This is a genomic window from Pseudoduganella danionis, assembly GCF_009720775.1.
GTDB lineage: Bacteria > Pseudomonadota > Gammaproteobacteria > Burkholderiales > Burkholderiaceae_D > Rugamonas > Rugamonas danionis.
Genome location: NZ_WNKW01000003.1, coordinates 411,297 through 437,294, shown reverse-complemented (window position 1 = coordinate 437,294; position 25,998 = coordinate 411,297). Strand labels below are relative to the sequence as shown.

Annotated in this window: 16 protein-coding genes and 1 riboswitch; of the genes, 8 read left to right on the top strand and 8 right to left on the bottom strand. The window is 62.1% G+C overall.

All coding sequences use genetic code 11. The features are described 5' to 3' along the window. Positions 1-5: 5 nt before the first annotated feature. The 7 genes from GM655_RS13570 to GM655_RS13540 form a co-directional block, all read right to left on the bottom strand. On the bottom strand, positions 6-1,748 hold the full coding sequence (locus tag GM655_RS13570; RefSeq protein ID WP_155435191.1) for an IlvD/Edd family dehydratase: 1,743 nt from the start codon (positions 1,746-1,748) through the stop codon (positions 6-8). Between the two features lie 130 nt (positions 1,749-1,878). After that, positions 1,879-2,961, bottom strand: coding sequence for an aldose epimerase family protein (locus GM655_RS13565; RefSeq protein WP_155435190.1), 1,083 nt, complete (start codon positions 2,959-2,961; stop codon positions 1,879-1,881). 64 nt (positions 2,962-3,025) lie between these two features. Next, a complete protein-coding gene (locus tag GM655_RS13560; protein WP_155435189.1) occupies positions 3,026-3,622 on the bottom strand; it encodes a hypothetical protein in 597 nt (198 codons plus the stop codon). A 179-nt stretch (positions 3,623-3,801) separates the two neighbouring features. Further along, entirely contained in the window at positions 3,802-4,743 is a 942-nt protein-coding gene (locus tag GM655_RS13555) for a glycoside hydrolase family 43 protein (protein ID WP_371866807.1), read from the bottom strand. A gap of 46 nt (positions 4,744-4,789) precedes the next feature. After that, positions 4,790-6,142: an MFS transporter gene (locus GM655_RS13550; RefSeq protein WP_155435187.1), complete on the bottom strand. Its 1,353-nt coding sequence runs from the start codon at positions 6,140-6,142 to the stop codon at positions 4,790-4,792. Positions 6,143-6,297: 155 nt separating this feature from the next. Next, positions 6,298-9,183, bottom strand: a complete 2,886-nt coding sequence (locus GM655_RS13545) for a TonB-dependent receptor (RefSeq protein WP_155435186.1) — start codon at positions 9,181-9,183, stop codon at positions 6,298-6,300. 186 nt (positions 9,184-9,369) lie between these two features. Next, positions 9,370-10,878 carry an AMP nucleosidase gene (locus GM655_RS13540; protein ID WP_196308766.1) on the bottom strand — a complete coding sequence of 503 codons (1,509 nt, stop codon included), beginning with the start codon at positions 10,876-10,878 and terminating at the stop codon, positions 9,370-9,372. A 183-nt stretch (positions 10,879-11,061) separates the two neighbouring features. On the opposite strand from GM655_RS13540, the gene GM655_RS13535 reads away from it, so the two are divergent. Together GM655_RS13535 and GM655_RS13530 are read left to right on the top strand one after the other, a co-directional pair. Next, a complete protein-coding gene (locus tag GM655_RS13535; RefSeq protein ID WP_155435185.1) occupies positions 11,062-15,147 on the top strand; it encodes a Pls/PosA family non-ribosomal peptide synthetase in 4,086 nt (1,361 codons plus the stop codon). Positions 15,148-15,169: 22 nt separating this feature from the next. Beyond that, positions 15,170-15,793: a 4'-phosphopantetheinyl transferase family protein gene (locus GM655_RS13530; protein WP_155435184.1), complete on the top strand. Its 624-nt coding sequence runs from the start codon at positions 15,170-15,172 to the stop codon at positions 15,791-15,793. Here GM655_RS13530 and bla read toward each other — a convergent pair. Next, complete coding sequence (gene bla, locus GM655_RS13525; RefSeq protein ID WP_155435183.1) at positions 15,790-16,686, bottom strand: class A beta-lactamase; 897 nt, start codon at positions 16,684-16,686, stop codon at positions 15,790-15,792. The two genes, GM655_RS13530 and bla, sit on opposite strands and share 4 nt — an antisense overlap. A gap of 151 nt (positions 16,687-16,837) precedes the next feature. Between bla and GM655_RS13520 the strand changes: the two genes are divergently transcribed. From GM655_RS13520 to GM655_RS13495, 6 genes are all read left to right on the top strand, one after another. Further along, the gene (locus GM655_RS13520; protein WP_155435182.1) at positions 16,838-18,703 is read left to right on the top strand and encodes a DUF885 domain-containing protein; all 1,866 of its coding nucleotides are present in this window, start codon (positions 16,838-16,840) and stop codon (positions 18,701-18,703) included. Further along, entirely contained in the window at positions 18,703-19,614 is a 912-nt protein-coding gene (locus GM655_RS13515; RefSeq protein ID WP_155435181.1) for a cupin-like domain-containing protein, read from the top strand. The genes GM655_RS13520 and GM655_RS13515 overlap by 1 nt, the downstream gene beginning before the upstream one ends. A gap of 61 nt (positions 19,615-19,675) precedes the next feature. Beyond that, positions 19,676-19,773: riboswitch (glycine riboswitch) on the top strand. Between the two features lie 163 nt (positions 19,774-19,936). Further along, positions 19,937-21,202 carry a D-amino acid dehydrogenase gene (locus GM655_RS13510; protein ID WP_155435180.1) on the top strand — a complete coding sequence of 422 codons (1,266 nt, stop codon included), beginning with the start codon at positions 19,937-19,939 and terminating at the stop codon, positions 21,200-21,202. Between the two features lie 41 nt (positions 21,203-21,243). After that, positions 21,244-22,149: a tetratricopeptide repeat protein gene (locus tag GM655_RS13505; protein WP_155435179.1), complete on the top strand. Its 906-nt coding sequence runs from the start codon at positions 21,244-21,246 to the stop codon at positions 22,147-22,149. A 235-nt stretch (positions 22,150-22,384) separates the two neighbouring features. Beyond that, a complete protein-coding gene (locus tag GM655_RS13500; RefSeq protein WP_155435178.1) occupies positions 22,385-23,605 on the top strand; it encodes a sterol desaturase family protein in 1,221 nt (406 codons plus the stop codon). After that, entirely contained in the window at positions 23,602-25,998 is a 2,397-nt protein-coding gene (locus GM655_RS13495; protein WP_229632558.1) for a TonB-dependent receptor, read from the top strand. Before GM655_RS13500 ends, GM655_RS13495 begins: the two co-directional genes overlap by 4 nt.

Here is a 25,998-nt window from a genome sequence, read left to right as displayed (position 1 = left end):
AGCGCTTAGTGCGAGTGGCGCGGTACGGCCGAACCGCGATTCCCGACCAGGAAATCAAAATCGCAGCCTTCATCGGCCTGCAGCACGTGTTCGATATACAGCTGCTGATAGCCCGTCTTCGGACCCGGCGCGCTACCGCGCTGGCGCGCCGCCTGACGCTGGGCCATTTCCTCGTCGGAGATCTCCAGATTCAGCACGCCGCCGGCGCAGTCCAGCGTGATCCAGTCGCCGTCCTTGACGATGCCCAGCGGGCCGCCGGCCATGGCTTCCGGCGCCACATGCAGCACTACCGTACCGTAGGCCGTGCCGCTCATGCGCGCATCGGAAATACGCACCATGTCTTTGACGCCGGCTGCCAGCAGTTTCGGCGGCAGGCCCATATTGCCCACTTCGGCCATGCCGGGATAACCTTTCGGGCCGCAGTTCTTCATCACCAGCACCGAGTTGGCATCCACTTCCAGATCTGGGTCGACGATGGCCGCCTTGTAGTGTTCGAAGTCTTCGAACACCACGGCACGGCCACGGTGCTGCATCAGTTCCGGCGTGGCGGCCGATGGTTTCAGCACCGCGCCGCGCGGTGCCAGATTGCCGCGCAGGATGCAGATGCCGCCATCCTTGAGCAGCGGCTTGTCGAGCGGCCGCACTACTTCGTCGTCATAGATAGGCGCGTCCTTGCAGTTTTCCCACAAGGTCTTGCCGTTGACGGTCAGTGCATCGGGATTCGGTACCAGATTGCCCTCGCCCATGCGGCGGATCACGGCAGGCAAGCCGCCAGCGTAATAGAACTCTTCCATCAGGAAGCGGCCCGAAGGCAGCAGGTCAACGATGGTCGGCGTACCACGGCCGATGCGGGTCCAGTCTTCCAGCTCCAGATCGACGCCGATGCGGCCGGCAATGGCTTTCAGGTGGATCACGGCATTGGTCGAACCGCCGATGGCAGCGTTGACGCGGATCGCGTTTTCGAAGTTCTCGCGCTTGAGCACTTTGGACAGTTTGAGGTCTTCCTTGACCATGTCGACGATACGGATGCCAGACATGTGGGCCAGTATGTAGCGGCGCGAATCCACCGCAGGAATCGCGGCATTGTGCGGCAGCGAAGTGCCCAGTGCTTCGGCCATGCAGGCCATGGTGGATGCCGTGCCCATGGTGTTGCAGGTACCGGCCGAACGCGAGTGGCCCGATTCGGCCGACATGAATTCGTGCATGGAGATTTCGCCTGCCTTGACCTGCTCGTGCAACTGCCAGACGGCCGTGCCGGAACCGATGTTCTTGCCGTTCAGCTTACCGTTCAGCATAGGGCCGCCGCTCACCACGATGGTCGGGATATCGACCGAAGCAGCACCCATCAGCAGCGCCGGAGTAGTCTTGTCGCAGCCGACCAGCAGCACCACGCCATCCATGGGATTGCCGCGTATCGATTCTTCCACATCCATGCTGGCCAGATTACGGGTCAGCATGGCGGTAGGACGCAGATTCGATTCGCCGTTGGAGAACACGGGGAATTCGACAGGGAAGCCACCGGCTTCCAGAATACCGCGCTTGACGTGTTCGGCCAGCTTGCGGAAATGTGCATTGCAAGGGGTCAGCTCGGACCAGGTGTTGCAGATGCCGATAATCGGTTTGCCCTGGAATTCATGATCAGGGATGCCCTGATTCTTCATCCAGCTGCGGTACATGAAACCGTTCTTGTCCTGCGTACCAAACCACTCGGCCGAGCGTAACTTGACCTTTTTGTCGTTCTCAGACATGCATATCTCCTCAGTATGTTCCTGTACGGGGACGTGCTTGTCATGCCCCCGCATCGATAAGCCATACTAAGATGTACAGAGATATCTTTCCAATAAATTATTATTCGACTTTGATACCAAAATCAATATCTCATGCCGGCTGCTGGCCTGCCGTGTTATCGGTACTGAGACGGTATTCCATGCGGCGACGGTATTCGGCGCCGGGGCGCAATATGGTGCTGGCAAATTGCGGCTGATTAGGGGCGTCAGGAAAATACTGTGGCTCCAGGCAGAAACCCGTGCGGAAGTCATAAACCCGGCCCTTGCCCCGCACCGCTTCGGACAGGAAATTCCCGCTGTAGAACTGCACACCCGGCCCCTGCCCCCACACTTCCAGCACCCGGCCCGAGACCGGCTCGCGCACGCGCGCGGCCAGCGCCAGCGCGCCTTCCTGCCAGCCGCTCAGGGCGAAATTATGGTCATAGCCGCTGCCAAAAGCCAGTTGTGGATCGGCCGCACCGATACGGGCCCCTATCGCGTGCGGCGTGCGGAAGTCGAACGGCGTGCCTTGCACGGCGCATAGCTCCCCCGTGGGAATCAGGCCTGCATCGACAGGCGTGTAGGCATCGGCAGGAATGGTCAGCTCGTGCGCGAGGATATCGCCCTGGCCCGCCAGATTGAAATAAGCGTGGTTGGTCAGGTTGACGGGCGTGGCTTGATCGGTGACAGCATGAAAATCGATGCGCAAAGCGTTATCGCTGCCCAACTCATAACGCGCCGTCACGTCCAGATTGCCGGGGTAGCCCTGTTCGCCGTCCGGACTGCGGTAGCGCAGCGTCAGCGTGGCGGCATCGGCCGTGCTGGCGGGTTCGGCCTGCCACAGCCTGCGGTGGAAGCCATCATAGCCGCCATGCAGGTGATTGATACCATTGTTGATATCGAGCTGGTAGCGCTTGCCATCGAGTTCGAACTGCCCGTTTGCGATGCGGTTGCCGTAGCGGCCTATCAGCGCGCCGAAATAATGCGATTCGCCCATGTAGGCGGCCGCATCGTCGAAGCCGAGACACACGTCGGCTAGCTGGCCGTTGCGGTCAGGCGCCAGTATCGAAGTAATCACCCCGCCCAGATCACTGATGCAGACCTGCATGCCATGCTGGTTGGTCAGTGTATAAAGCGTGGCGGCACGGCCATCCGGCAGCTGGCCGAACGAAGAACGGGAAATGCTAGCTTGCATAAGGTACTTTCAGGTCTGGATAGTGTTTCTAGGACTGGTATTCAATTGGAGCAAGGACATGCACTCAGTGCACGTCCTCTAACAGATCGGTCTCGCGACGATACTTCGGCAGGCGGCGCTCCAGCACCGTTGTCGATTGGTGATCAATATGTTCGATCAGCGTTACTGCAGCCGTCAGCGCTTGCCCCATCGCCTTAGCTGCAGATGAAAGCGCCTCGGCAGCCGTCTGCGGCGGCTTGGCAGCCGGATTGCCGTGCGCACTCTGTCGACTACGCAACAGTCCAGCATTACACCACTGACGTTCGCCCGGCATGCGTATCCAGAGGTCGCGCCAGGCATTGCGCCCATCGCCAGCAATCGCCAGCGTCATCCCGCGTGGCGTTACCGCACGCTGGCCGAACATGAGCTGGTCGCCTGATACTTGCGCGAAATAGCAACGCTGCAGATATTCCATGCGGACTTGCGTACCCTCGGGCAGAAACAACTGCTTCCACTGGTAGCCACGTAGCGGCTCCTCACCCTTTTTCTGGGCAGCGATCCAGGCTTTGATGGCTTGATCCGCCGCCTCCACCACCGACAGCCGACTACTGCTGGAATATAAAAAGTCGCAAAGCAGTTGCCACGTATGGGGTGGCAGCACATGCTCTCGTGGCGCATTCATACTCGTTTGCCTCTCTCGTTTTGTCTGGTTCTTACTCGTTCTGTCTCGTTTGACTCGCTGCGGCGCACAAAGTTCAAAACGAGACAAAACGAGTACAAACAAGTACAAACCAGACACCCAAACGAGACAGGATTATTTTGACGTCGCCGCGCCTCCCCCCCTGCCTATCGCCTTGCAGTCTAGGCGAGCGATGGCTTACCGAACACCGGCATGCCCTGCGCATCCCACTTGAGCGGCTTCACATAGGTATGGCGATCCGGATTCCACAGCGGATCACCGACGATCTCCGTATAGGTACGGGCGTGGTAGACCAGCAGCGTCTCGCCGTCTTCACCCACGGTAAAGCTGTTATGGCCAGGGCCATACACGCCATGCTCGAAGCAGGTCTGCAGCACTGGCTGGGGCGATTTGGTCCACGCAGCAGGATCGAGCAGGTCGGCATTTTCGTCCGCCCACAGCAATCCCATCGCATAGTTTTCATCGGTGGCGCTGGCCGAATAGCTGATGAAGATCTTGCCGTTCTTCTTCAGCACGGACGGCCCTTCATTGACCCAGAAGCCGCGGATCTCCCAGTCGAATTCCGGCTTGCTCAGCATGACAGGCGCACCGCCAAGCTGCCACGGCGTTTTCATGGGCGCGATATACAGATTCGAATTGCCTTCGATGGCCACATCCTTCTGCGCCCACAGATAATACAACTGGCCCTTGTGGGTGAAGGTGGTCGCGTCGAGGCAGAAGGTGTCTATGCCCGTATCGATCTGGCCCATGAACTCCCACTGCCCTTCCAGCGGGTTGGCATTGGTATTGCGGATCGCATACATGCGGTGCTGGAACAGCTTGTACTTAATCTCGCGGCTAGGTGCGGCGGCAAAATACACATACCACGCCCCCTCATTGAAATGCAGCTCGGGCGCCCATACCAGCTCGCTGTAAGGCCCCGTATCCGGCTTGTGCCAGACATCGACCTTCTCGGCATCCACCAGACCGGCCAGCGTGGCCGCGCGCCGCAGTTCGATACGGTCATACTGGGGCACCGAGGCCGTGAAGTAGTAATAGCCATCCGTATGGCGGTAAATATGGGGATCGGCACGCTGTTCAATCAGCGGCTTGAGAACGTTCACAGTTTCCATGCTAGGTAAAATAAAGTAATCAGAGAGAACAGCAGTTTCAGTGAGTGGCATAGCCGAGCTGGCGCATCTCTTCCTTGACCTGCCCGTAGTAGCTATCGCTGATGCGGTACTTGAACATCAGCAGGCCCATAATCAGATGGAAGCAGCCCGGTATCACGGTCAGCATCAGCGCGATGCCGCTCATGGCCAGCTGCGACTGCGGCTGGTTAGGCACGTACTGGAAATATGTCAGCAGCACGCCCACCATGCCGCCGGCCACCGCCATACCGGCTTTCTGGCATACAGAAATGCCGCCAAACGCCAGCCCCGACACGCGTTTGCCGCTCTGCACCTGACCGTAGTCGATGGTCTCGGCAATCGAGGACCAGAACACGGGCGCATGCAGATCGACGATGAAGGACAGCGCAAAATACAGCACATAGGCCAGCAGGATATCGCCCGGCTTGACCAGATAGAAGATCGCGATGCTGATCACGAACACCAGCAACTGGGTATTGCGGAACAGCTTGACCTTGCAATAGCTCTTGGTGATCCAGGTCGACGCCACCATGGACAGGATGGCCGCCACCACGCCCAGCGACAAGAAAGTGGACTGCACCGACACATCGCCGCCCAGATAGTATTTGGCGTAATACAGCGCGACCGAACCACGGATTACATAGCCCACCGTGCCCGTCACGCAGGCGCCGGCCAGCAGCAGCCACTGGTCGTTTTTCATCAGCAGGCGGAACTGGGCCAGCAGCGAAGTGCGCTCGACCTTGTGCACCACCCGTTCACGCGTACCGAACACGCAGAACAGGAACAGCAGCACGCCCATGGCCGCCATCACGCCCATCGCGGCCTGATAGCCGGTGGCAGCCTTGCCCTCGCCCCAGTATTCGGCCAGCACGGGCACCACGATGGTCACCATGAATGCGCCTATCTTGGCGAAGAACAGCCGGTAGCCATTGGCCGACAGGCGTTCCTGCGGATCGCTGGTCAGGCCCGAAATCAGGGAAATATATGGTACGCCGACGCCCGACGTCATCAGCGTCATCAGAATATAAGTACTGTAAGCCCACACCAGCTTGGCGCTGTAGGCCCAGTCCGGCGTAGTAAATACGAAGAATACGCTGATCCCGTAAGGCAGCGCCAGCAACAGCAGCCATGGCCGGTAGCGCCCCATGGCGGCAGCATAGCGGTCGGTCAGTTGGCCCACGGCCAGATCGGACACGGCGCCCACCACTTTTACCAGCACGAACAGCAGCGCCAGATCCTGCGTATGCAGGCCATAGATGTCCGTGTAGAAGAACGTAATAATCAGCATCATCGACGAGATGACGACATTCAGGGCCATATCGCCGGCACCGAAAGCGATTTTTTCCACCAACGACAATTTTTGATTCGACATCAACTACTCCACCAGATAGTCATTCCCGCTCGCGGGTAGACGTTAACACAACAAAGCGGGAATGCTCAACCACCACCCAGAAGGCAAACGGGGCGTTGCGGGTATCAACCGAGCAACGCCCTGTCTGGCTAGCGGGTCTGTCTAAACGCCGCGGCTTACATCTGCCAGCGCAAGGCAGCCGAAACCGAACGTCCGATCTGGAGCGTACCGAAGTTGGTCAACTGCGGGGTACCCGCAGTGCCGAAGTGGTAGTACTGCTGCTGCATTTCGTTGGTCAGGTTGACCCCACTGATATCGATCGACATGCGGTCGTTGATCTTGTAGGAGATCTGCATGTCTATGCTTTTCTCCGGACTACGCCAGATACCGATCGGATTGGCGAACAAGGCCGCTTCGTTTTGAGCCAGGAAGCCCGAGCGCCAGACATAGGACAGGCGCGCGCTGATCGGTCCCTTTTCGTAAGCCAGCGTGGCATTGTAAGAGCTGTGCGACACGCCGAAGAACGGCGTCTCGAGTTGCGAAACGATCTCGCCGGCATCATTGGCATCAGGCACGTTCTGCGACGAGCTCAGTCGCGTATAACTACCCTGGAAGCCCAGACCATCGAGCAGGCTAGGCAGGCCTTTCGGGAAGTAAATCAAGCCCAGCTCGCCGCCCTGAATGTTACCGTTGGAAGCGTTGACCGGCGAGTTGATCACGTAGTCATAGCCATTCGCATGATTGCCACCCGAAGTCGAGTTGCGGAACGGATCGTTGGCCGGATCAACGTGTACCTTGTGACGCAGGCTCACGACCAGACCGTCGATCTTACGCTTGAACAGCGTGCCATAGACCGCACTGTCCTTCTGGAAATACCACTCACCCGTCAGATCGAGGTTGGTGGAGCGCGTCGGTTTCAGGTCAGGATTGCCGCCGGAACCCGAGCCATATCCCACCTTCGACACGTCGTCGGCAAGTTGCAGGACAGGATTCAGATCACCGAAGTTAGGGCGGCGCAGGGTTTGGCCATAATTGGCACGCACCACCACATCCTTGGATGGATCGTAAATCAGGGTCATGCTAGGCAGGAACTTGCTGGTCGACTTGCTGGCACTGGACGGCGTGACGGCCTTGCTGGTCGCATCGACTTTATAGAAGGTCATGTCGGTATCGACCTTCACGTAGCGCATGCCGAAATTGCCGCGCAGGCGATGGCCGAACAGTTCGTTCTCGGTGTTGCCCATCAGGAACAGGTTGTTGGTCTTTTCATCGATCTCGAAAGTCTTCTGCAAGCTCAGCTTGTCCGTCGTCAGGAAATTCGCGTCGACCGAGTTATACATCTTGCGCCACTCATCGATATGGTCACGGATGTAATAGGCATTGGGTTCTATCCAAGCGCGCGGAACGTCCGCGATGGCCGTGCCAAAGCCCGAGTTGGTGGAGGAATATGCCGCGCCCAGCGTGGCCAGGTTGCGGCCCAGGAAGGCCGATTGCGTGCGGTTAGCTTCCGACGCCTTGCGGTCGTCGAAGCGCAGGCCGAAGTGCAGCGTTTTCAGTGCGCCCCAGTCGGCATCGTAGACGCCGCCCAGGCTGGCCGTCGCTGCGCTGCCCTTGTTGCGGTTGGCGTTATCGTAGAACTGTGCAACATTCCACTTGGTCGGGTCGGTCAGGTCGGCATTGTTATTGAAGCGGAATGCCGTGTTGTTGCCACCGGCGTTGAAATCGACGGCAATCGACGGTGCCGTACGGTCAATACGGGTAGCGGTGAATTCCGAGTGATAGGTACTGGTCTGGTAGGACAGATCGCCTTCCAGTTTCAGCCTGTCGCTAATGTCCCACTTGCCGTTCAGCGCATAGACATAAGAGTCCGTTGCCGACGTGGTGTAATCGCCGCTATTGAAGCCATACACATTGTTGACGTTGCGGCTCTTGATGATATTGGTGCCCGGGAAGGTCGTGATCGAGCTCGCAGGATTGCTGCCGAGATCACCCCACCAGTCGACAAAGCTGAACAGCAACTGGTTGAACGTCTTGTCACGATAACCGTTGTACATCGATTCGAAGGTGTAGACCGCATCGCTGTTCGGTTTCCACTGCAAGGCGACATTCGCGGCAGGACGCTCGCGCTCGCCCTTGAGGTCGCTCTGGAATACGGCGTCGCGCGCCAGATAGTAAGGATAAGCCTTGCCATTGAAATTGAGCGTAGATCCCGCTGCCGTCGGCAAACCGGTATGGGTACCAGGCGTCCAGATGCTGTTGTCGAAGATACGCTGCAAAGGCGTGTAACCGGCGGGAACTTCGGCCGCGTTCGGGCTCGTGAACGGCACCATCGCGCCTGGCGTTACGCTTTCATTGCGGTATTTCGTCTTCACCTCGGACAGGTTGACCAGGGCACCGACTTCGCCGATACCCGTTTCCCAGCGGTTGCTGAGCATGGCGCTGAGCTGAGGGTTGGCTTTTTTGGCAGGATCGAGATAGGTTTCACGCGCGGCCAGCGAAATTTTCTGACCCTTGAAATCGAATGGCCGCAGCGACTTGACGTCGACCTGGCCGGCAATGCCGGTTTCGAGCTGACTGGCATCGCGCGTCTTGTAGACGTCAATCTGGCGTACCAGGGTCGACGGAATGTCCTGCAGCGCAACTTGCTGACCAGAAGCCGTGAAGATCGTACGGCCGTTCCAGGTGGTCTGGATATCAGGCAGACCACGGATGGACAGGGCGCCGACTTCGCCGCCGGAACGGTTGGTCACCTGGATGCCCGTTACGCGCTGCAGTGCTTCGACGACATTGTTATCAGGCAACTTGCCGATGTCTTCGGCAACGATGGACTCCACCACCTGGTCATTCGTGCGCTTGATGGCCAAGCTCTTGATCAGCGATGCCTTGACGCCTGTGACGATCACAGACGGGGCTTCGGTCGGTTCAGCTTTTTCGGCGGCCGTTTGCGCCCACACCGAAGCGCTGCTCAGCAGGCCGGCCGCGGCCAATGCGGCCACCCCGGTTTTCAGGACAAGGCGGTGCTTATTCTGGGACATGGAAGTCCCGACGATAAAGTCGTTCATACGTCTCCTGTGTTATCTGTTTTATAGTGATTTGCGGCTAACTCGGAATTCATCTTATTGGTTGAGCAAGAAACAAACCAATCAATTTTTTCCGGTTTTCGATATCGAAAAAGATATCAACGCAGGAGGCCCATCGAATAAAAAAGCCCGCACCAGGCGGGCTGTCACAGGGCGAAACTGTGCGCCCTACTGGAACGCGACTTCCGTAAAACTGCGCAGTTTGCGGCTATGCAGCTTATCCACTCCCAGTGCCCGCAGCAGGTCGAGCGCGCGCATACCGATGCGCAAATGCTGATCGACGCGGTCGCGGTAAAACTGGTTAGCCATGCCCGGTAACTTGATTTCACCGTGCATGGGCTTGTCGCTCACGCACAACAGCGTGCCATACGGCACACGGAAACGGAAACCATTGGCGGCGATGGTGGCGCTTTCCATGTCGAGCGCAATCGCGCGGCTCTGGCTGAAACGGCGCTCCGGCGTACGCTGCGGCAGCAGCTCCCAGTTACGGTTATCGGTGCTGGCCACGGTCCCCGTGCGCATCGCCCGCTTCAAATCGTGCCCCGTCAACTGGGTCACTTCGGCCACCGCCGCTTCGATCGCCACCTGCACTTCCGCCAGCGGCGGGATCGGCACCCACAGCGGCAAATCTTCGTCGAGCACATGGTCTTCGCGCACATAGCCGTGCGCCAGCACATAGTCGCCCAGTTCCTGCGTGGTGCGCAGGCCCGCGCAATGGCCCAGCATCAGCCACGCATGGGGGCGCAGCACGGCTATGTGGTCGGTAATCGTCTTGGCATTGGCCGGCCCCACGCCGATATTCACCATCGAGATGCCCGTGCCATCGGCGCGGATCAAGTGGTAGCCCGGCATCTGCGGCAGCCGTGGCGGCGCGGCACCCAGCGCATCGGTGGCCTGTACGGCCTGCCCCACGCGACGCGTGACCAGATTGCCCGGCTCGACGAACGCGATGTAGTCATCGCTGCCGGCAGCCGGACTGGCCATCAGCTGGTGGCCCAGTTTGACGAATTCGTCGATATAGAACTGGTAATTGGTGAACAGTACAAACTTCTGGAAATGCTCGCACGACGTGCCCGTGTAATGGCGCAGGCGCTGCAGCGAATAGTCCACCCGCGGCGCCGTGAACAGCGACAGCGGCAAAGCCTCGCCCGCGCGCGGTTCGTGGGTGCCGTTGGCGATGCCGTCATCCATCGCCGCCAGATCGGGCAGATCGAACACATCGCGCATCAGCAGGCGGCGCTCGGCCGTCAGACTGCCTTCCAGATGCTCATGCTCGGCAAACGAGAAATGGATGGGGATGGGCTGGGAACTGGTGCCCACTTCCAGCTTGAGTCGGTGCTTGCCATGGTTTTTCAGCAGCAGGTGGAATTGCTGCTGGTAGTAGCGCGCAAACAGGTCGGGACGGGTCAGCGTGGTTTCGTAGGTGCCGGGACCGGCCACAAAACCGAAAGCCAGCGTGGAATCAGCCCTGGCCACGGTATCAGTATGTACGCGCACGAAGGGATAGCAGGCGCGCACATGCTCGCCCACATTTTCACCGGCCACAAAGCGCTTCATGGCATCGCGCAGATGGGCGATATTGGCATCGTAGATGGCCACTACCTGTGCGTAGGCGGCCTGCGGATCCTCAAACTGCATGGGGGCGATAAACGGGCCACTCAACGATGGACGACTCATAACCATAGCACTCCTAGAAAACTCGCCCTGCGGCGCAAAACTGCTGTTGCCCCCATTGTAAGGGCTAGCCGCCGAGTTTGCATGCGCTGACGGCTGGTCATGCTGCGCCCGCTTGCGGCCTAACTAGAGCAACTGGCAGCGGTGCCGTACAATGGCAGCATCCACGCAAAATAAAGTATCAGCATGAATCAGCCAGTATCGCCGCAACACCCGCCAGCACATCCCGACATCCTGTTCGGGCCAGCACAGGGCGAGCTGCTGCGCGAGGAAATACTGGCCGATCTGCTGCAGGCCAGCGCCACGCGCCAGCCTGACCATCCCGCCCTGCTGTGCGGCCAGCGCAGCCTCAGTTACGCCGAACTGGATGCCCAGGCCACGCTGGTAGCGGCCCGCCTGATCGCCGATGGCGTGGCACCCGGCCAGATCGTCGGACTGTGGCTGCCGCGCGGCATAGAACTGCTGGTGCTGCAGGCCGGCATCGCCAAGGCCGGTGCGGCCTGGCTGCCCGTGGATGAAGATACGCCGGTCGAACGCCTGCAGGTCTGCCTCGACGATGCCAACGGCGCGGGCGTGCTGACCTGCGCCGCCTTCGCAGCGCGGCTGGCCCAACTGGGCCGCCCCGTGTGGACGGCCGAAGCGCTGCTGGCCGGCCAGCCTGACGTGGCAGCGCTGCATGCGTCCGCCGCTGCCGCGGAACTGGTGCGCGCGCGCCGCGCCGAAGTCACGCCCGATATGCCGGCCTATGTGATCTACACCTCGGGCTCCACCGGCAAGCCGAAAGGCATATTGATCAACCAGCGCAGCATCTGCCACTTCCTGCGCAGCGAGAACGCCGTGCTGGGCGTGCATGCGGGCGACAAGGTGTATCAGGGCTTTTCCGTGGCTTTCGACATGTCGTTCGAAGAGATCTGGATCGCCTATCTGGTCGGCGCCACGCTCTGGCTGGGCCCCAAGGAAATCAGCGGCGACCCGGAAACCCTGCCGCGCATGCTGGCCGAACAGCAGGTGACGGTGCTGCATGCCGTGCCCACTTTGCTGGCCCTGTTCAATCAGGAAGTCCCCAGCCTGCGCCTGATCAATCTGGGCGGCGAAATGTGTCCGGAAGCGCTGGTCGAACGCTGGTCGCGGCCGGGCCGGCAAATGTTCAATACCTATGGCCCCACGGAAGCCACGGTGTCGGCCAGTCTGGCGCGTTTGCAGCCGGGCCAGCCCGTCACCATCGGCACACCGCTGCCCAACTACGGCCTGCTGGTAATCGATGCCGAAGCGGCAGCCAGCGAACCGCCGCAGCTCAAGCTGCTGGCGCGCGGCGCCACAGGCGAGCTATGCATCACTGGCCCCGGTCTGGCCGCCGGCTATCTGGGGCGGCCCGATCTGACGGCAGAAAAATTCCTCAGCAATCCGTGGAGCTGCGGCCAGCATGATGCGCGCCTGTACCGCACGGGCGATCTGGCCCGCATTGGCGCCGATGGCGAAGTGGTTTGCCTCGGGCGCGCCGACGATCAGGTCAAGATCCGTGGCTTCCGCGTCGAACTCGGCGAAATCGAAGCCGTGCTGGCCCAGCAGCCGGGCGTGGGCACGGTGGCCGTATTGCTGCGCAAGGACGACGGCATCGACCAGCTAGTCGCCTATCTTGTGGCCGACGCTGGCAACGCCCCGGCACCACGTGCCTTGCGGGCCGCACTGGCAGCCAGCCTGCCGCCGTATATGGTGCCGGGCCGCTACCAGTTCCTCGACGCCATGCCACGCCTGACCTCGGGGAAGATCGACCGCAAAGTTCTGAAAGCCCTGCCGCTGCAATCTGACATTGCAGGCGCAGGCAGCGATGCCGGCGCCGATTCCGATCTGGCCGAAACGCCTGCCGAGCAAGCGCTGTTTGCGGCGCTGGCCACCCTGTTCCCGGGCCAGCCCATCCTGCGTCAGGCTGATTTCTTCAGCGATCTGGGCGGCCATTCCTTCTTCGCCGCACGACTGGCTTCGGCGCTGCGTGCCGATCCCCGCTTCGCCCACATCACCGTGCGCGACATCTACCAGCAGCGCCAGATCGGTAAGATCGCGCAGGTGCTGGCCGATGCGCCGGCCGCCACGCCAGCGCAGCAAGAAGCGCCTTGGAGCCCACCGTCTACCCTGAAACGCTGGACCTGCGGACTGGCACAGGCTGCCGCCATGCCGGCACTGGTGGCGTTGCGCATGGCGCAGTGGCTGGCGCCGTTCTTCACCTACCACTTCTTCACGGGCGATCCGGGCGACTCGGTAGCACGCGCCATCGCCGCGTCGGTAGCCGTATTCCTGCTCGCCACGCTGGCCGAATTCGCCATTGCCATCGCCGGAAAATGGCTGATCGCCGGCCGCCTGCAAGCCGGCTCCTACCCGCTGTGGGGCTGGACCTATTACCGCTGGTGGCTGGCCGACCGGCTGGTGGAAGCGGCGCCGGCCTATCTGCTGTCCGGTTCATCGCTGAGTAGCTGGTGGCTGCGCGCACTAGGCGCCAAGATAGGCAAGGAAGTCATCATCGGCTCGATGACGCTGCGCGCGCCCGACTTGCTGGAAATCGGCGACAACGTCAGCGTCGGCAATGCCGTCAACTTCGAAAACGCGCGCGTCCAGCGCGGCCGCCTGCTGCTGGGCCGCATCACGCTGGAGCAGGACGCCTGCGTGAGTTCCTTCGCCGTCCTCGAAGGCAATACCCGCGTTGCGGTGCTCGGCCATCTGGAAGGCCAGTCGGCACTGGCCGATGGCCAGACCGTGGCCGCTGGCCGGATCTGGGCCGGCTCGCCGGCGCGCGATGTGGGCGCCTTCGACAGCAGCCTGCTGCCGCCCCGACCACCTGCCAGCGCCGTGCGCCGTGCCGGCGAAGCACTGTTCTTCCTGTTCGGCATACTGCTGATCGTGACCCTGTTCTTCATGCCCGTGTTCCCCAGCTTCGTACTGATCGACTGGTTCGACGAAGCGGGCTGGCTGCCATGGATACAGGGCGACGACCTGCGCATCCAGTTGCTGCGCTACTTCCTGCTGGCCTTCCCGGCCAGCACCGTGCTGATCATCCTGACCGCCCTGCTGTCGGCCGGCATACGCTGGAGCGTGCTGCCGCGCCTGCGGCCGGGCCGCTTCGCCATCCACAGCCGCACCTACTGCGCCAAATGGCTGGTCAGCCAGATTCAGGAATCCAGCCTGAATGTGCTGCACGGGATTTACGCCACCGTGTTCGCGCCCAACTGGTACCGTCTGCTGGGCGCCAAGGTCGGCAAGGATGCAGAAATCTCCACCGCGCTCGGTGTGGTGCCCGACATGCTGACGCTGGGTGACGAAACCTTCATCGCCGATGCAGTCATGCTGGGCGATGAAGAAATCGACGGCGGCTGGATGACCATGCAGCCCACCGTGGTATCGCACCGCAGCTTCGTCGGCAATGGCGCCTACATCCCGGACGGCACGGTACTGCCCGAGCATTTGCTGATCGGCGTGCATTCGCGTGCGCCCGACAACAGCCGCATGCAGAGCGGCGACACCTGGCTGGGCTCGCCGCCTATCAACCTGCCCGCACGCGAACAGACCAGCGGCTATCCCGAATGGCTGACCTTCCACCCATCACCGCTGCGCCGTCTGGGCCGTGGCCTGATCGAAGCCTTCCGCATCGTCGCGCCCCATGCGCTGGTGATCGCAGTCGGCTATACGCTGGTGCTGGCCGTAATGCCGGCCGCCGGTGCGGGCCGCTGGGCCGAAGTGACCTGGGATCTGACGCTGGCCGGCCTGGCTTACGGCATCGGCAACTACGTGTTTGTGGTGCTGCTCAAATGGCTGCTGATCGGGCGCTACCGCAAACAGTCCGAACCCATGTGGACCCCGTTCGTCTGGCTGTCCGAAGGCGTGACCAATCTGTACGAAGGCATCGCCGTGCCCAACTTCATGCGCTACCTGCGCGGCACGCCGTGGCTGCCGCTGGCCTTCAATCTGCTGGGCTGCCGCATCGGCAAGGGCGTGTATCTGGACACCACCGACATCACGGAATTCGATTGTGTGCACATCGGCGACCATAGCGAACTGAATGCCCTCACCTGTCCGCAGACCCACCTGTTCGAAGACCGCGTGATGAAGATCGACCACGTGCAGATCGGCAGCAAAGTGTATATGGGACCGCGCAGCGCCGTGCTGTATAGCGCCGTCGTCGGCGATCAGGCCCGCCTCGGCGCACTCACGCTGGTGATGAAGGGCGAGCAGATTCCACCGCGCAGCTACTGGGCCGGCTGCCCTGCCGCGCCGGCCCGCTAGACACACGACCGGCAAGGCCGCCATGCCAGCGCCCGCCCTGCAGCCGCCCGTCACGGTCCAGCCATGGCCGGGCACACTGCATCTGTCGCCGCAGGGCATACTGGTGCTGGGCCTGCACTTGCCGCACTCTGGCACTGGCGATGGCCGTCCGCAGGCGCGGCTGGCCATCCGGCAGGCGCTCACGCAGGCCTTGGCCAGCCTGCTGCAACGCCCGCCCACCGACATCCACATCGATAACCAGCGTGGCCAGCCCGCGCAGATCCGCATCGCGGCCAGCACCACGCCAGCGCCCCACTGCTCGTTTGCCTATAGCGATGGCTATGCCGTAGCCGCAGTGAACCTGCATGGGCCTATCGGTGTCGATCTGACGCCCGTGCTGGAAATACCTGATTGGACCGCGCTGGCGCGCGATTATCTGGGGCCGCCCACACTGGCGCGGCTGCAGGCAGTGCCTGCGTCGCAGCGCGCGCTGGCGCTGGCGCAAGCCTGGTGCCGGCTGGAAGCCGGATACAAATGCCGCGCCGAAGCGCTGACGGAATGGACGGGCGAACGGCCGGACCATGCCCTGCATGCACAACTGATATTACCGCCGCTACCGCAGCCACCATCCCAACTGGTAGGCCACGTGAGCTGGCACCAGCGCTAGAACTTGAAAGCGGCCAGCGCGATGCGCGTCGCTTCGGCGATCACTTCATTGCGCGCCTTGTCATCCTTGCCCGGCTGGGTAAAGTACACGGCCAGTACGATGGGCTCTTTGCCCGGCGGCCAAATCACGCCGATATCGTTGGTACTGCCGTAGTCACCGGTACCCGTCTTGTCGGCCACCAGCCAGCCGCTAGGGACACCGGCACGGATACGCGTATCGCCTGTGGTATTCCCCAGCAGCCAATCCTTGAGCTGCTTGCGCGCCGCTGTCGTCAGCGCATTACCCAGCACCAGCCGGTTGAGCGATTCGGCCATGGCCGCCGGCGTGGTGGTGTCGCGCAGATCGCCGGGCAGTGCCGTATTGAGCTCGGTTTCCAGGCGGTCTAGCCGGAACGCCTGATCGCCGATGGAACGGGCAAACGCCGTCACGGCCGCCACCCCGCCCAGTCGCGCGATCAGCAGATTGGCTGCCGCATTGTCGCTGTACTGTATGGTGGCAGCGCACAGCGCCGCCACTGTCATGCCGCGTCCCACATGCTTGCCCGTGATCGGCGAATGCGGCAGCAAATCAGCACTACCGTAAGGGATGCGCTGTGCCAGCAGCGCCGGACCGCGTGCCAGCACGGCACCTGCCAGCATCATCTTGAACGTACTGCAGAACGGGAAGCGTTCGTCGGCGCGGTGCTGCACATGCTGGCCATCGGCCGTATTCAGCGCAAACACGCCCAGGCGCCCGCCTGATTCACTCTCGAGTCGCGCCAGCAAGGCCGTCGCCGACGACGGCGCTCCGGCTGCGGGGTTATCCAGCAGTTCGGCCGCACGCGCCAGCGGCGTGGCGGCCAGCGCCAGCAACAGGGCGCGACGACGGGTAGCAGGTGTAGGCAGCTTCGACATGGGAAATCACTAACATTTAATTAACATTTAGATCATACACCCCGAATCTTAAGAGCCGCTAAGCAAAACCTGACGGATTGACAGCCAGCCACGGAACCGCTAAGTTCCGCTTCGCGCCCCAACACAGCGCCCCGCCCACACTGAGGAAGCCATGAACCCTATGCCATCGAGTCTGTCCCGCCGCGAACTGCTGCTATCCGCCCTGTCTGCCACTGCACTGGGTGCCCTCCCGCTACGCGCGCAAGCACAGACGCCTGCCACTGCCGGCACCCCGGCCGATGCCGCGCTGACCCAGTTGCTGGCCGGCTTTGCCGATGAAATCTTGCAGCTGACGCCCACCACTGCCAGCTCGCTGGGGCTGGACAAAGGCGAGCGCGCCGCCCTCAAGGGCAAGCTGGAAGATGCTTCGCCAGCCGGCGACGCCGCATGGGCAGCGCAGGTTCACAGCATGCTGCAGCGCCTAAACGCCATCGACCGCAACGCGCTGGGCGCCGATGCGCAAGTGCGTTACGACACCGTGCGTTATGCCGCCAGCGAAGGCGAGGCCGGCATCCGCTTCAGTTTCGGCGGCGCCGCCAGCGGCTTCTTCGGCGGCACGGCGCCCTACCCTGTTACCCAGCAGGATGGCGCTATCGTGCGCATCCCCGAATTCCTCGACAGCCAGCACCAGATCGCCAACGCCGCCGATGCCGAAGCCTATCTGGAGCGCGTGGCCGCACTGGCCAGCGTGCTCGATCAGGAAACCGCGCGCATCAAACAGCAAGCCAGCCAAGGCATCATGCCGCCCAACTACATCGCCCGCACGGCACTGGGCCAGTTGCAGGACTACCGCAAAACTAAAGTGGCCGACCAAAAGCTGGTGACGTCGCTGACGGAACGTACGGCCAAACTGGGCCTGGCCGGCAACTGGCAACAGCGCGCACAGAAGCTGGTGGAAAGCGCCGTCTATCCGGCGCTGGACCGCCAGATCGCAGCCTTCCGCAAAGCCACCGCACATGCACCGGCCACGGCCGGCGTACACCGTCTGCCAGAAGGCGCCGCCTACTACGAGTGGGCACTCAAGCTGGGAACTTCGACCAATCAGAGTGCACGCGAAATCCACGCCATCGGCCTGCAGCAGATCCGTGAAATTCAGGCCCGCATCGACGGCATCCTGAAATCGCAGGGCATGACGCAAGGCAGTGTGGGTGCGCGCCTGCAGGCGCTGGCCAAGGATCCGGCGCGCTTCTATGCCGACGACGATGCTGGCCGCGCCCAGTTGATCGCCTATTGCAACGAACGCGTAGAAGCCTTCCGCGCACTGATGCCGCAAATTTCCAAGCTGGGCCTGAAAGTACCGCTGCAGATCAAGCGCGTGCCGGCCGATATCGAAGCCGGTGCGGCACTCGGCTATATGAACTCGGCCTCGCTCGATGGTTCGCGTCCGGCCATCTATTACATCAACCTGAAGAGCACCAAGCTGTGGGCCAAGCATGAGCTGTCCTCGCTGACGGCGCACGAGGGTCTGCCCGGCCACGCCTTCCAGCTCGCCTATATGGCTGAACGCCAGAACGAACTGCCGCTGATTACTTCACTGATCGGCTTCAACGCCTTCGTCGAAGGCTGGGCCCTGTATTCGGAACAGCTGGTCGACGAATTCGGCCTGTACCAGAACGATCCCTTCGGCCAGATCGGCTACCTGCAAGGCCAGTTGTTCCGCGCCGTGCGGCTGGTGGTCGATACCGGCATGCACGCGCTGCAGTGGACGCGCCAGCAGGCCATCCGCTTCGCCGTCGAGAACACGGGCCGCGGCGTACAGGCCATGACCAGCGAAATGGACCGCTACGCTGTTTCGCCCGGTCAGGCTTGCGGCTACAAGATGGGCCACAACGAAATCCTGCGCCAGCGCGAACGCGCCAAGGCTGCGCTGGGCAGCAAGTTCGATCTGGCCGCCTTCAACGATGCGCTGGTCAGCAGCTGCGGCGTGCCGCTGACGGTACTGCCTACCGTGGTAGACCGCTATATCGCCCGCGCCTGATGGAGCAGAACACCGATCTGGCGCGCCTGCCGCCGCGTGTGCTGGAAGCTGAAGCGCACGCGCCGGAACTGGCGGCCGTACGCCAGCAGGCACGCGCCCAGCGCGATGCGGCCGTGCGCGGCGTCACCTCGGTGGCGGCCATGCGCGCCGCCATCCAGCACGCTACCAGTGCGCTGCCGCTGATCAGCAGCGTGCCGCGCTACCGCAATCTGGATGCGGCCGAATTCCGCGCGCTGGCCGCACAGGGCCAGCCTTTCCTGCTGACGGAGCCGGTAACACGCTGGCCGCTCAGCCAGATGGATGCCGGCGTGCTACGCCAGCAGTATGCGGGCATGCCCGTGCGCGCACGCGTGGGCGACTACATCAACACCGCCTTCGCACCGGACCGCGCCATGCAGGACATGACCATGGGCGCCTATCTGGACCTGATCGCGGCAGGCGACTACAGCCTGCCGCCCTATCTGGGTAATCTGGAACTGCGTGAACTGAACCGGCTATGCCACTGGCCCAGCTACTTCGACAAAATGGGGCCGCCGCGCTTCTGGATAGGGCCGGCCGGCACCATCACGCCACTGCACGCCGATTACGACGACAACATCTTCGCCCAGATCTGGGGCAGCAAGCGCATCATGCTGGCGCCGCCCCATCACGAACCTTATCTATACGTGAAGCCGGCCAATGAAATCCTGATCGGTTCCCCCGTCGATGCCGAAGCGCCCGACTACCAGCGCTATCCGCTGGCGCAGCAGGCCAGCCTGATCGAATGCATCGTCGAAGCGGGTCAGCTGCTCTATATTCCGGCCGGCTGGTACCATCAGGTGCATGCGCTGGCGTTCTCGCTGTCGGCCAACCGCTGGGCGCGCGCCATGCCGCTGGTGCTCAGCCACGACGATCACGGCGTACGCGCCTGAAGCGCTGGTGTGGCCGCAGATTTTGCTGTAAGCTGCCGGTTTTGCAAGATGGCCAAAAGCCAACGCCGTATCGGGAGAGCCTGTAGCGAACCCGTATCCTACAGCGCCGAAGGAGCAACCGCCCCGGAAACTCTCAGGCAAAAGGACCGATACCGCATTTCAAACTCTGAAGAGCAACCGGGCTAGCCGTCGCCCGCTGCACCGAAGGAGCAAGCGACGTCGCTACCCGTGGCCGTCGTGAATCTCTCAGGTCCCGAACAGAGGGGGTGTCGATCCGCATGTCGCGCGTCGACCACACCCTTTGACGAGTCTGGAGTCCCGCATGAAACACATCGCCATCATCGGCGCCGGCATCACCGGCGTTACCACTGCTTACGCCCTGGCCAGGCGCGGTTTCCGCGTCACCGTACTGGAACGCCACCGCTACGCCGCCATGGAAACCTCCTATGCCAACGGCGGCCAGTTATCCGCGTCGAATGCCGAAGTCTGGAACCACACCAGCACCATCCTCAAAGGCTTGAAATGGATGCTGAAGAACGATGCGCCGCTGCTGGTCAACCCCAAGCCAAGCTGGCACAAGCTGTCGTGGTTCGGCGAATTCATCGCCGCCATTCCGCGCTACGAAGCCAACACCATCGCCACCGCCAGGCTGGCCGTGGCGGCACGCGAGCATCTGTTTAGCTGGGCCGAGCAGGAAGGCATAGAGTTCGATCTGAAACGTCAGGGCATCTTGCACATCTACCGCGACCGGGCCGGCTTCGAGCATGCCGGTGCCGTCAGCCGCCTGCTGGCACAAGGCGGCCTGCCGCGCCGCGCGGTCACGCCCGATGAAATGCGCGCGATCGAACCGACGCTGGCCGGTCAATACTACGGCGGCTATTACACGGAAAGCGACAGCAGCGGCGACATCCACAAATTCACCACGGGGCTGGCACAGGCGGCAGAAAAACTCGGCGTGCAACTACGCTACGAGCAGCAGATCAGCGCCGTGCAGGCCGATGCGACGGGAGCCGACATCACGCTGGCGCAGGATGGTGGCAGCGTGACGGAACGCTACGACGCCGTGGTGGTATGTGCCGGCGTGACCAGCCGCGCACTGGCCGCCATGTTCGGCGACCGCGTCAACGTCTATCCCGTCAAAGGCTATTCCATCACCGTCCACCTCAACGATGAGGCTAGCCGCGCGGGCGCGCCCAATGTCAGCCTGCTCGACGACGCCACCAAGCTGGTCGCCAGCCGCTTCGGCGCAGACCGTTTCCGCGTCGCCGGCACAGCCGAATTCAATGGCTACAACCGCGACATCCGTGCCGACCGCATCGCCCCGCTGGTGGCCTGGGTGCAGCAGTGCTTCCCCTCCGTCAGCACGCGCAACATCACGCCATGGGCCGGCCTGCGCCCGATGATGCCGGACCTGATGCCACGGGTGGGCCGCGGCAAGCTGCCAAGCGTGTTCTACAACACGGGCCACGGCCATCTGGGCTGGACCCTGTCCGCTGCCACGGCCGATATGATCGCCGCCACCGTGGCTACGGCGTTCGGTTCACCAAACGTTACAATTGCCGCCACACAAGACTTGAAATTGGCATAAACTAGCCCCACTTTGGGCCTGTCCCACTTTGGAGATCTGACATGACGGCAAAATCTTTCGCACGTATGACTCTGCTGGCTAGCGCTCTGGCGCTATCCGTGCCAGCGTTCGCGGCTGAACCGACCATACACGAGGTTTATCTGGCCGCCGAAGCAGGCAAATTCACTGAAGCGCAGGCCATGATGGATCAGGTGCTGAAAGCGCACCCGAACAGCGCTACCGCCCATTTCGTCGAAGCGGAACTGCTGGCCAAGCAGGGCAAGTTTGTACAGGCACAGGCCGAACTGGCCCGGGCCGAGCAAATTGCGCCGGGCCTGCCCAAGGTAGATCCTAAAGCGCTGAGCAAGCTGCGCACGCTGCTGGTAGAAGGCCAGAAGCCAGCCACCAGCTACAGCCAGCAAACGCCGCGTAACAACGCCGGCTACAGCAACAGCAATTACGGCGCACCGAAAAGCAGTGGCATCCCCTGGGGTACCGTGCTGATACTGGGCGCCGGACTGCTGGGCTTTATCTGGCTGGCCACCCGCTTCATGGCCAAGCGTAATCAGGAAGCGCAAGGCTACCAGCCCGGCGCAGCCTACAACCCCGGCGCACCAGCTCCGGGCTATGCACCGGGCGCAGCCTATCCGCAGCAAGGCTATCCGCAACAAGGCTATGGCCAGCCGCAGCAAGGCCCGACCATGGGCTCGCGCATCATGGGCGGTCTGGCGACCGGCGCTGCCGTGGGTGCCGGCATAGTGGCCGGTGAAGCGCTGGCACGCCAGTTCACGGGCGGCAGCCACGATAACGCCAGCAGCCAGCCACGCAACGACATCGTCTATGATGACCCTGCGCGTGACGAACTGCTGCGTCGCGATGACATGGGCGGCAACGACTTCGGCACCAGCGGTGGCTGGGACGATGGCGGCAGCAGCGGCGGCGATAGCGGTGGTGGTGACTGGGATTAAACCGGCATCCTGCAACACCAGAAGAGCGGCATTGCCGCTCTTTTTTTATGCGCCCGGAGAACAACGCGCCCGGCAGGGTGTGCGCCGCAGCAGCTAAAACTGGATTCATTAGCGATGCCAAACTGACTTTAACTGACGCCATTTGTGTGTCATAAACGTCAGTATTGCTGCTAATTCTTGTGTAATTTACATGGATATAGGCATAATCGTTTCGACCTAAACAATCGTCACGCCTATGAATCCCATCGTACTGGCCATACCGGTTTTTATGCTCACCATCGTACTCGAGGCATGGATAGCGCATCGCCGCGGACTGGCCGTGTACGATACTGCCGACGCGCTGACCAGCCTGCATCTGGGCATCGTCAGTCAGGTCATCGGCGTGCTGGTCAAGCTGGTCATGCTAGGTACTTACACGGCCGTGTACCAGCACTGGCGCTTCTTCACCCTGCCCGACAACAGTCTGTGGGTCTGGCTGGGTGCACTGGTGGCCTACGACTTCTGCTACTACTGGGCGCACCGCATGGGCCACGAAGTCAGTGTGCTGTGGGCCGCGCACGAAGTCCATCACTCGTCCGAGTACTACAACCTCGCCACTGCGCTGCGCCAGACTTCCAGCGGCTGGCTGCTGGGCTGGGTGTTTTATCTGCCGCTCGCGCTGGCCGGCGTGCCGCCGCTGGTCATGGCCGTGGTCGCCATGATCGATCTGCTGTATCAGTACTGGGTGCATACGGAACTGGTGGGCCGGCTCGGCTGGCTGGACCGCGTATTCGTCACGCCATCCAACCACCGCGTGCACCACGGCCAGAATGACTACTGCATAGACCGCAACTACGGCGGCATCTTCATCCTGTTCGACCGCCTGTTCGGCACCTTTGCCGACGAACGCGACGACGAACGCATCACCTACGGCGTGCGCACGCCGCTGCGCAGCCTGAATCCGGCCTGGGCCAATCTGCACTACTACGCCGCACTGTGGCAGGCCACGGGACAGGTACAGGGCTGGCGCAAGAAACTGCAGGTGTGGTTCGGCGCACCCGGCGCCTGGACCGGTCAGCCGCTGGGTCACTTCGAGCCGGCCAGCTTCCAGTACTACCGCCCTGCCACGCCGCCCGGCGCCCAGCTGTATGCGATGTTCCAGTTCGCCCTGCTGGTGCCCTGCATTTCGCACTTTCTCGCGCTGGCGCCCACGCTGGCCGCCGCGCCGCTGCTGGCTTATGCCGCCTTCATCATCGGCAGCACGCTGTCGCTGTCGGCGCTGCTGGAGGGCCGGCCGTGGATCAAACGGCTCGAACAAACGCGGGCGCTCGGTGCCGCCCTCGCCTTTACGCTGCTGCCCGACTGGTTCGGCTACGCCGCCCCTCTGATAATAAAACTGGCGACACTGATCGCCATGGTAATTGCCGTAAGCTGCCTTGAGAAAATCATAAAAACGACACAATGGAGACCCACATGAGCAAGCCGAATCGCACCATCCTGTCCGCCAGTCTGGCCGCCGCCTTTTTCGTTCCACCCGCCTGGGCAGCCGACGAAATCCAGTCGGTGGTCGTGACGGCACAATCGCGCAAACAGCTGGTGCAGGATGTGCCCATGACCATGGCCGTGCTGACCAACAAGGATATCGACGCCGTCGGCGCCAAGGATCTGGCGGACCTGAACGGTTACATTCCCGGCCTGTCGGTGGATGCCACCGAACCCACCCAACCTTCGTTCGGCATACGTGGCGTGCAGGCGGCCGATTTCGGCATTGCCACCGATTCGCCGGTCGGCATCTATGTCGATGGCGTCTACACGGGCAAGACCGGCGGCGCCCTGATGAACTTCATCGACGTGCAGCGCATCGAAGTGGTAAAAGGCCCGCAGGGCACGCTGTTCGGCCGTAACAGCGCGGCCGGCGCCATCGCCATCACGGCCAACGAACCGGGCAAGGAACTCGATGCCGCCGGCCACCTCAAGCTGGGCCGCTTCGGCCGCGCCAATGCCGATGTGATGATGAATCTGCCCATCAGCGACACGCTGGCCGCCCGCGTGGTGGCCGTACGCTCGGGCAGCGAAGGCTGGGTCGAGAATACCACCACGGGTAAAAAATCGGGCGGCGATAAAGACTGGGCCACCCGCATCACGCTGCGCAAGGATTTCGATGCCGCCAAGGTGATCTTCGGCTGGGAACATGAAAACATGGAGCAGTATGGCCGCCCGGCCTTCGGCGTACTGAAAGACCCGCGCCTGCCGCTCAACGGTTACCTCGGCGTGTACGACGCCACCTACACGGCCAACTTCGTTGATCCGTTTTCGGCCAAGCTGGAGAACGACCAGCCCGGCTCCGAAGGCCGCTTGTTCGATGGCGCGACGCTGCGCATCGAAGCGCCGCTGGCCGGCATGACCTTCAACTCCACCAGCGCCTACCGCCGCTTCGACACCCACAACCTGACCGACAACGATGGCACGGCCCGCCCTACGCTGCGCCTGACCACGCAGGATGCCAAGCAGGCACGCAGCTTCCAGCAGGAGTTCAAGCTGTCCGGTAAAAACGAGAAGCTGGACTGGATCGCCGGCCTGAGCTTCTACAACAATAACGAACATCAGGATGCCGGCGCCTACGTCAGTACGGGCACGCTCGACACCCTGAGCCAGTTCGCCGGTGGCCAGCCCAACTTTGCCATGCTGTTCGGCGGCCTCGGTGCAGCCGGCCTGCCCGGCATTAACAGCAGCACCATGTTCAACTGGGATGAAACCCATTACAGCGATGTGCACACGCGCTCTGCCTCGGTGTATGCCGACACCATCTGGCACCTATCGCCGCAGACCAATGTGACGGCCGGTCTGCGCTACACGCGCGACCACAAGGAAATGACCTGGTTCGTGCCGGGCCGGGTTTCGCCCCAGCTCGACAGCTTCCTGAATGCCTACGGTCCGCTGGCCGGCCTGAATGCTGCAGCCTTCCCGTCCAATGTGATCTTCGCCACGGCCGCCCAACTGGCCGCCACGCCCGTTAGCCGCAGCAAGGACTGGACCGACTTCAGCCCCCGTCTGGTACTCGACCATAAACTCGACAAGGACACCCTGCTGTTCACCTCGCTGGCACGCGGCTATCAGGCCGGCGGCTTCAACATCTTCACGCCACCGAATCCCGCTTCCAGCAGCACGACGGGCAAAGACCCCAGCTTCGAACCGGAGAAGATGACCAACTTCGAAGCAGGCGTGAAAATGGGCCTGCCACAGTACCGCGCCACCATCAATGCTTCGCTGTTCGCCTACAAGTTCAAGAACCTGCAGGGCGTGCAACTGTATAGCGTGGGCACGCTGCCGACCTACAACGTGGTGGCCAGCGACCAGAAGGCCCATGGTCTGGACCTCGATGCGCGCATCCGCCTGTCGCCACGCGTGACGCTGTTCGGCGGCATGGAATATATCGACCAGACCTATACCCGTTACCAGCGTCTCGATGCCAACGGCAAGGTCACGCTTGATCTGGGCGGCCAGCCTGTGGGGACGCCGCGCCTGACGGCCATGGGCGGCATCAACGTCAACTGGGAAGCCTTCGAAGGCCGCAGCAGCATCAACTTCCAGGGCACCCACGCCAGCGCCCTGCGCTGCAACAGCGATACGGCGGCACTGAGTTGCCTGAGCACGGCCAAGCTGAAGACTGGCACGGCCACCAGCAAGTTCGATCTGCGTCTGGCCTGGGATAGCCCTAGCTCGCGCTATGGCGTAGCACTGCTGGTCAACAATGTATTCGACCAGCGCTACATCCAAAGCCTCGGTGGTCAGACCGAACAATATGGTGCACCATACGCCTACATCACACCGCCGCGCAGTGTGGCCGTGGAGTTCCGCGCCAGCCTCTGA

Bases quoted from the DNA above. Each gene is read 5' to 3' on its own strand.
- GM655_RS13570 (WP_155435191.1), bottom strand. From the start codon at position 1,748: ATGTCTGAGAACGACAAAAAGGTCAAGTTACGCTCGGCCGAGTGGTTT.
- GM655_RS13565 (WP_155435190.1), bottom strand. From the start codon at position 2,961: ATGCAAGCTAGCATTTCCCGTTCTTCGTTCGGCCAGCTGCCGGATGGC.
- GM655_RS13560 (WP_155435189.1), bottom strand. From the start codon at position 3,622: ATGAATGCGCCACGAGAGCATGTGCTGCCACCCCATACGTGGCAACTG.
- GM655_RS13550 (WP_155435187.1), bottom strand. From the start codon at position 6,142: ATGTCGAATCAAAAATTGTCGTTGGTGGAAAAAATCGCTTTCGGTGCC.
- GM655_RS13545 (WP_155435186.1), bottom strand. From the start codon at position 9,183: ATGAACGACTTTATCGTCGGGACTTCCATGTCCCAGAATAAGCACCGC.
- GM655_RS13540 (WP_196308766.1), bottom strand. From the start codon at position 10,878: ATGAGTCGTCCATCGTTGAGTGGCCCGTTTATCGCCCCCATGCAGTTT.
- GM655_RS13535 (WP_155435185.1), top strand. From the start codon at position 11,062: ATGAATCAGCCAGTATCGCCGCAACACCCGCCAGCACATCCCGACATC.
- GM655_RS13530 (WP_155435184.1), top strand. From the start codon at position 15,170: ATGCCAGCGCCCGCCCTGCAGCCGCCCGTCACGGTCCAGCCATGGCCG.
- bla (WP_155435183.1), bottom strand. From the start codon at position 16,686: ATGTCGAAGCTGCCTACACCTGCTACCCGTCGTCGCGCCCTGTTGCTG.
- GM655_RS13520 (WP_155435182.1), top strand. From the start codon at position 16,838: ATGAACCCTATGCCATCGAGTCTGTCCCGCCGCGAACTGCTGCTATCC.
- GM655_RS13515 (WP_155435181.1), top strand. From the start codon at position 18,703: ATGGAGCAGAACACCGATCTGGCGCGCCTGCCGCCGCGTGTGCTGGAA.
- GM655_RS13510 (WP_155435180.1), top strand. From the start codon at position 19,937: ATGAAACACATCGCCATCATCGGCGCCGGCATCACCGGCGTTACCACT.
- GM655_RS13505 (WP_155435179.1), top strand. From the start codon at position 21,244: ATGACGGCAAAATCTTTCGCACGTATGACTCTGCTGGCTAGCGCTCTG.
- GM655_RS13500 (WP_155435178.1), top strand. From the start codon at position 22,385: ATGAATCCCATCGTACTGGCCATACCGGTTTTTATGCTCACCATCGTA.
- GM655_RS13495 (WP_229632558.1), top strand. From the start codon at position 23,602: ATGAGCAAGCCGAATCGCACCATCCTGTCCGCCAGTCTGGCCGCCGCC.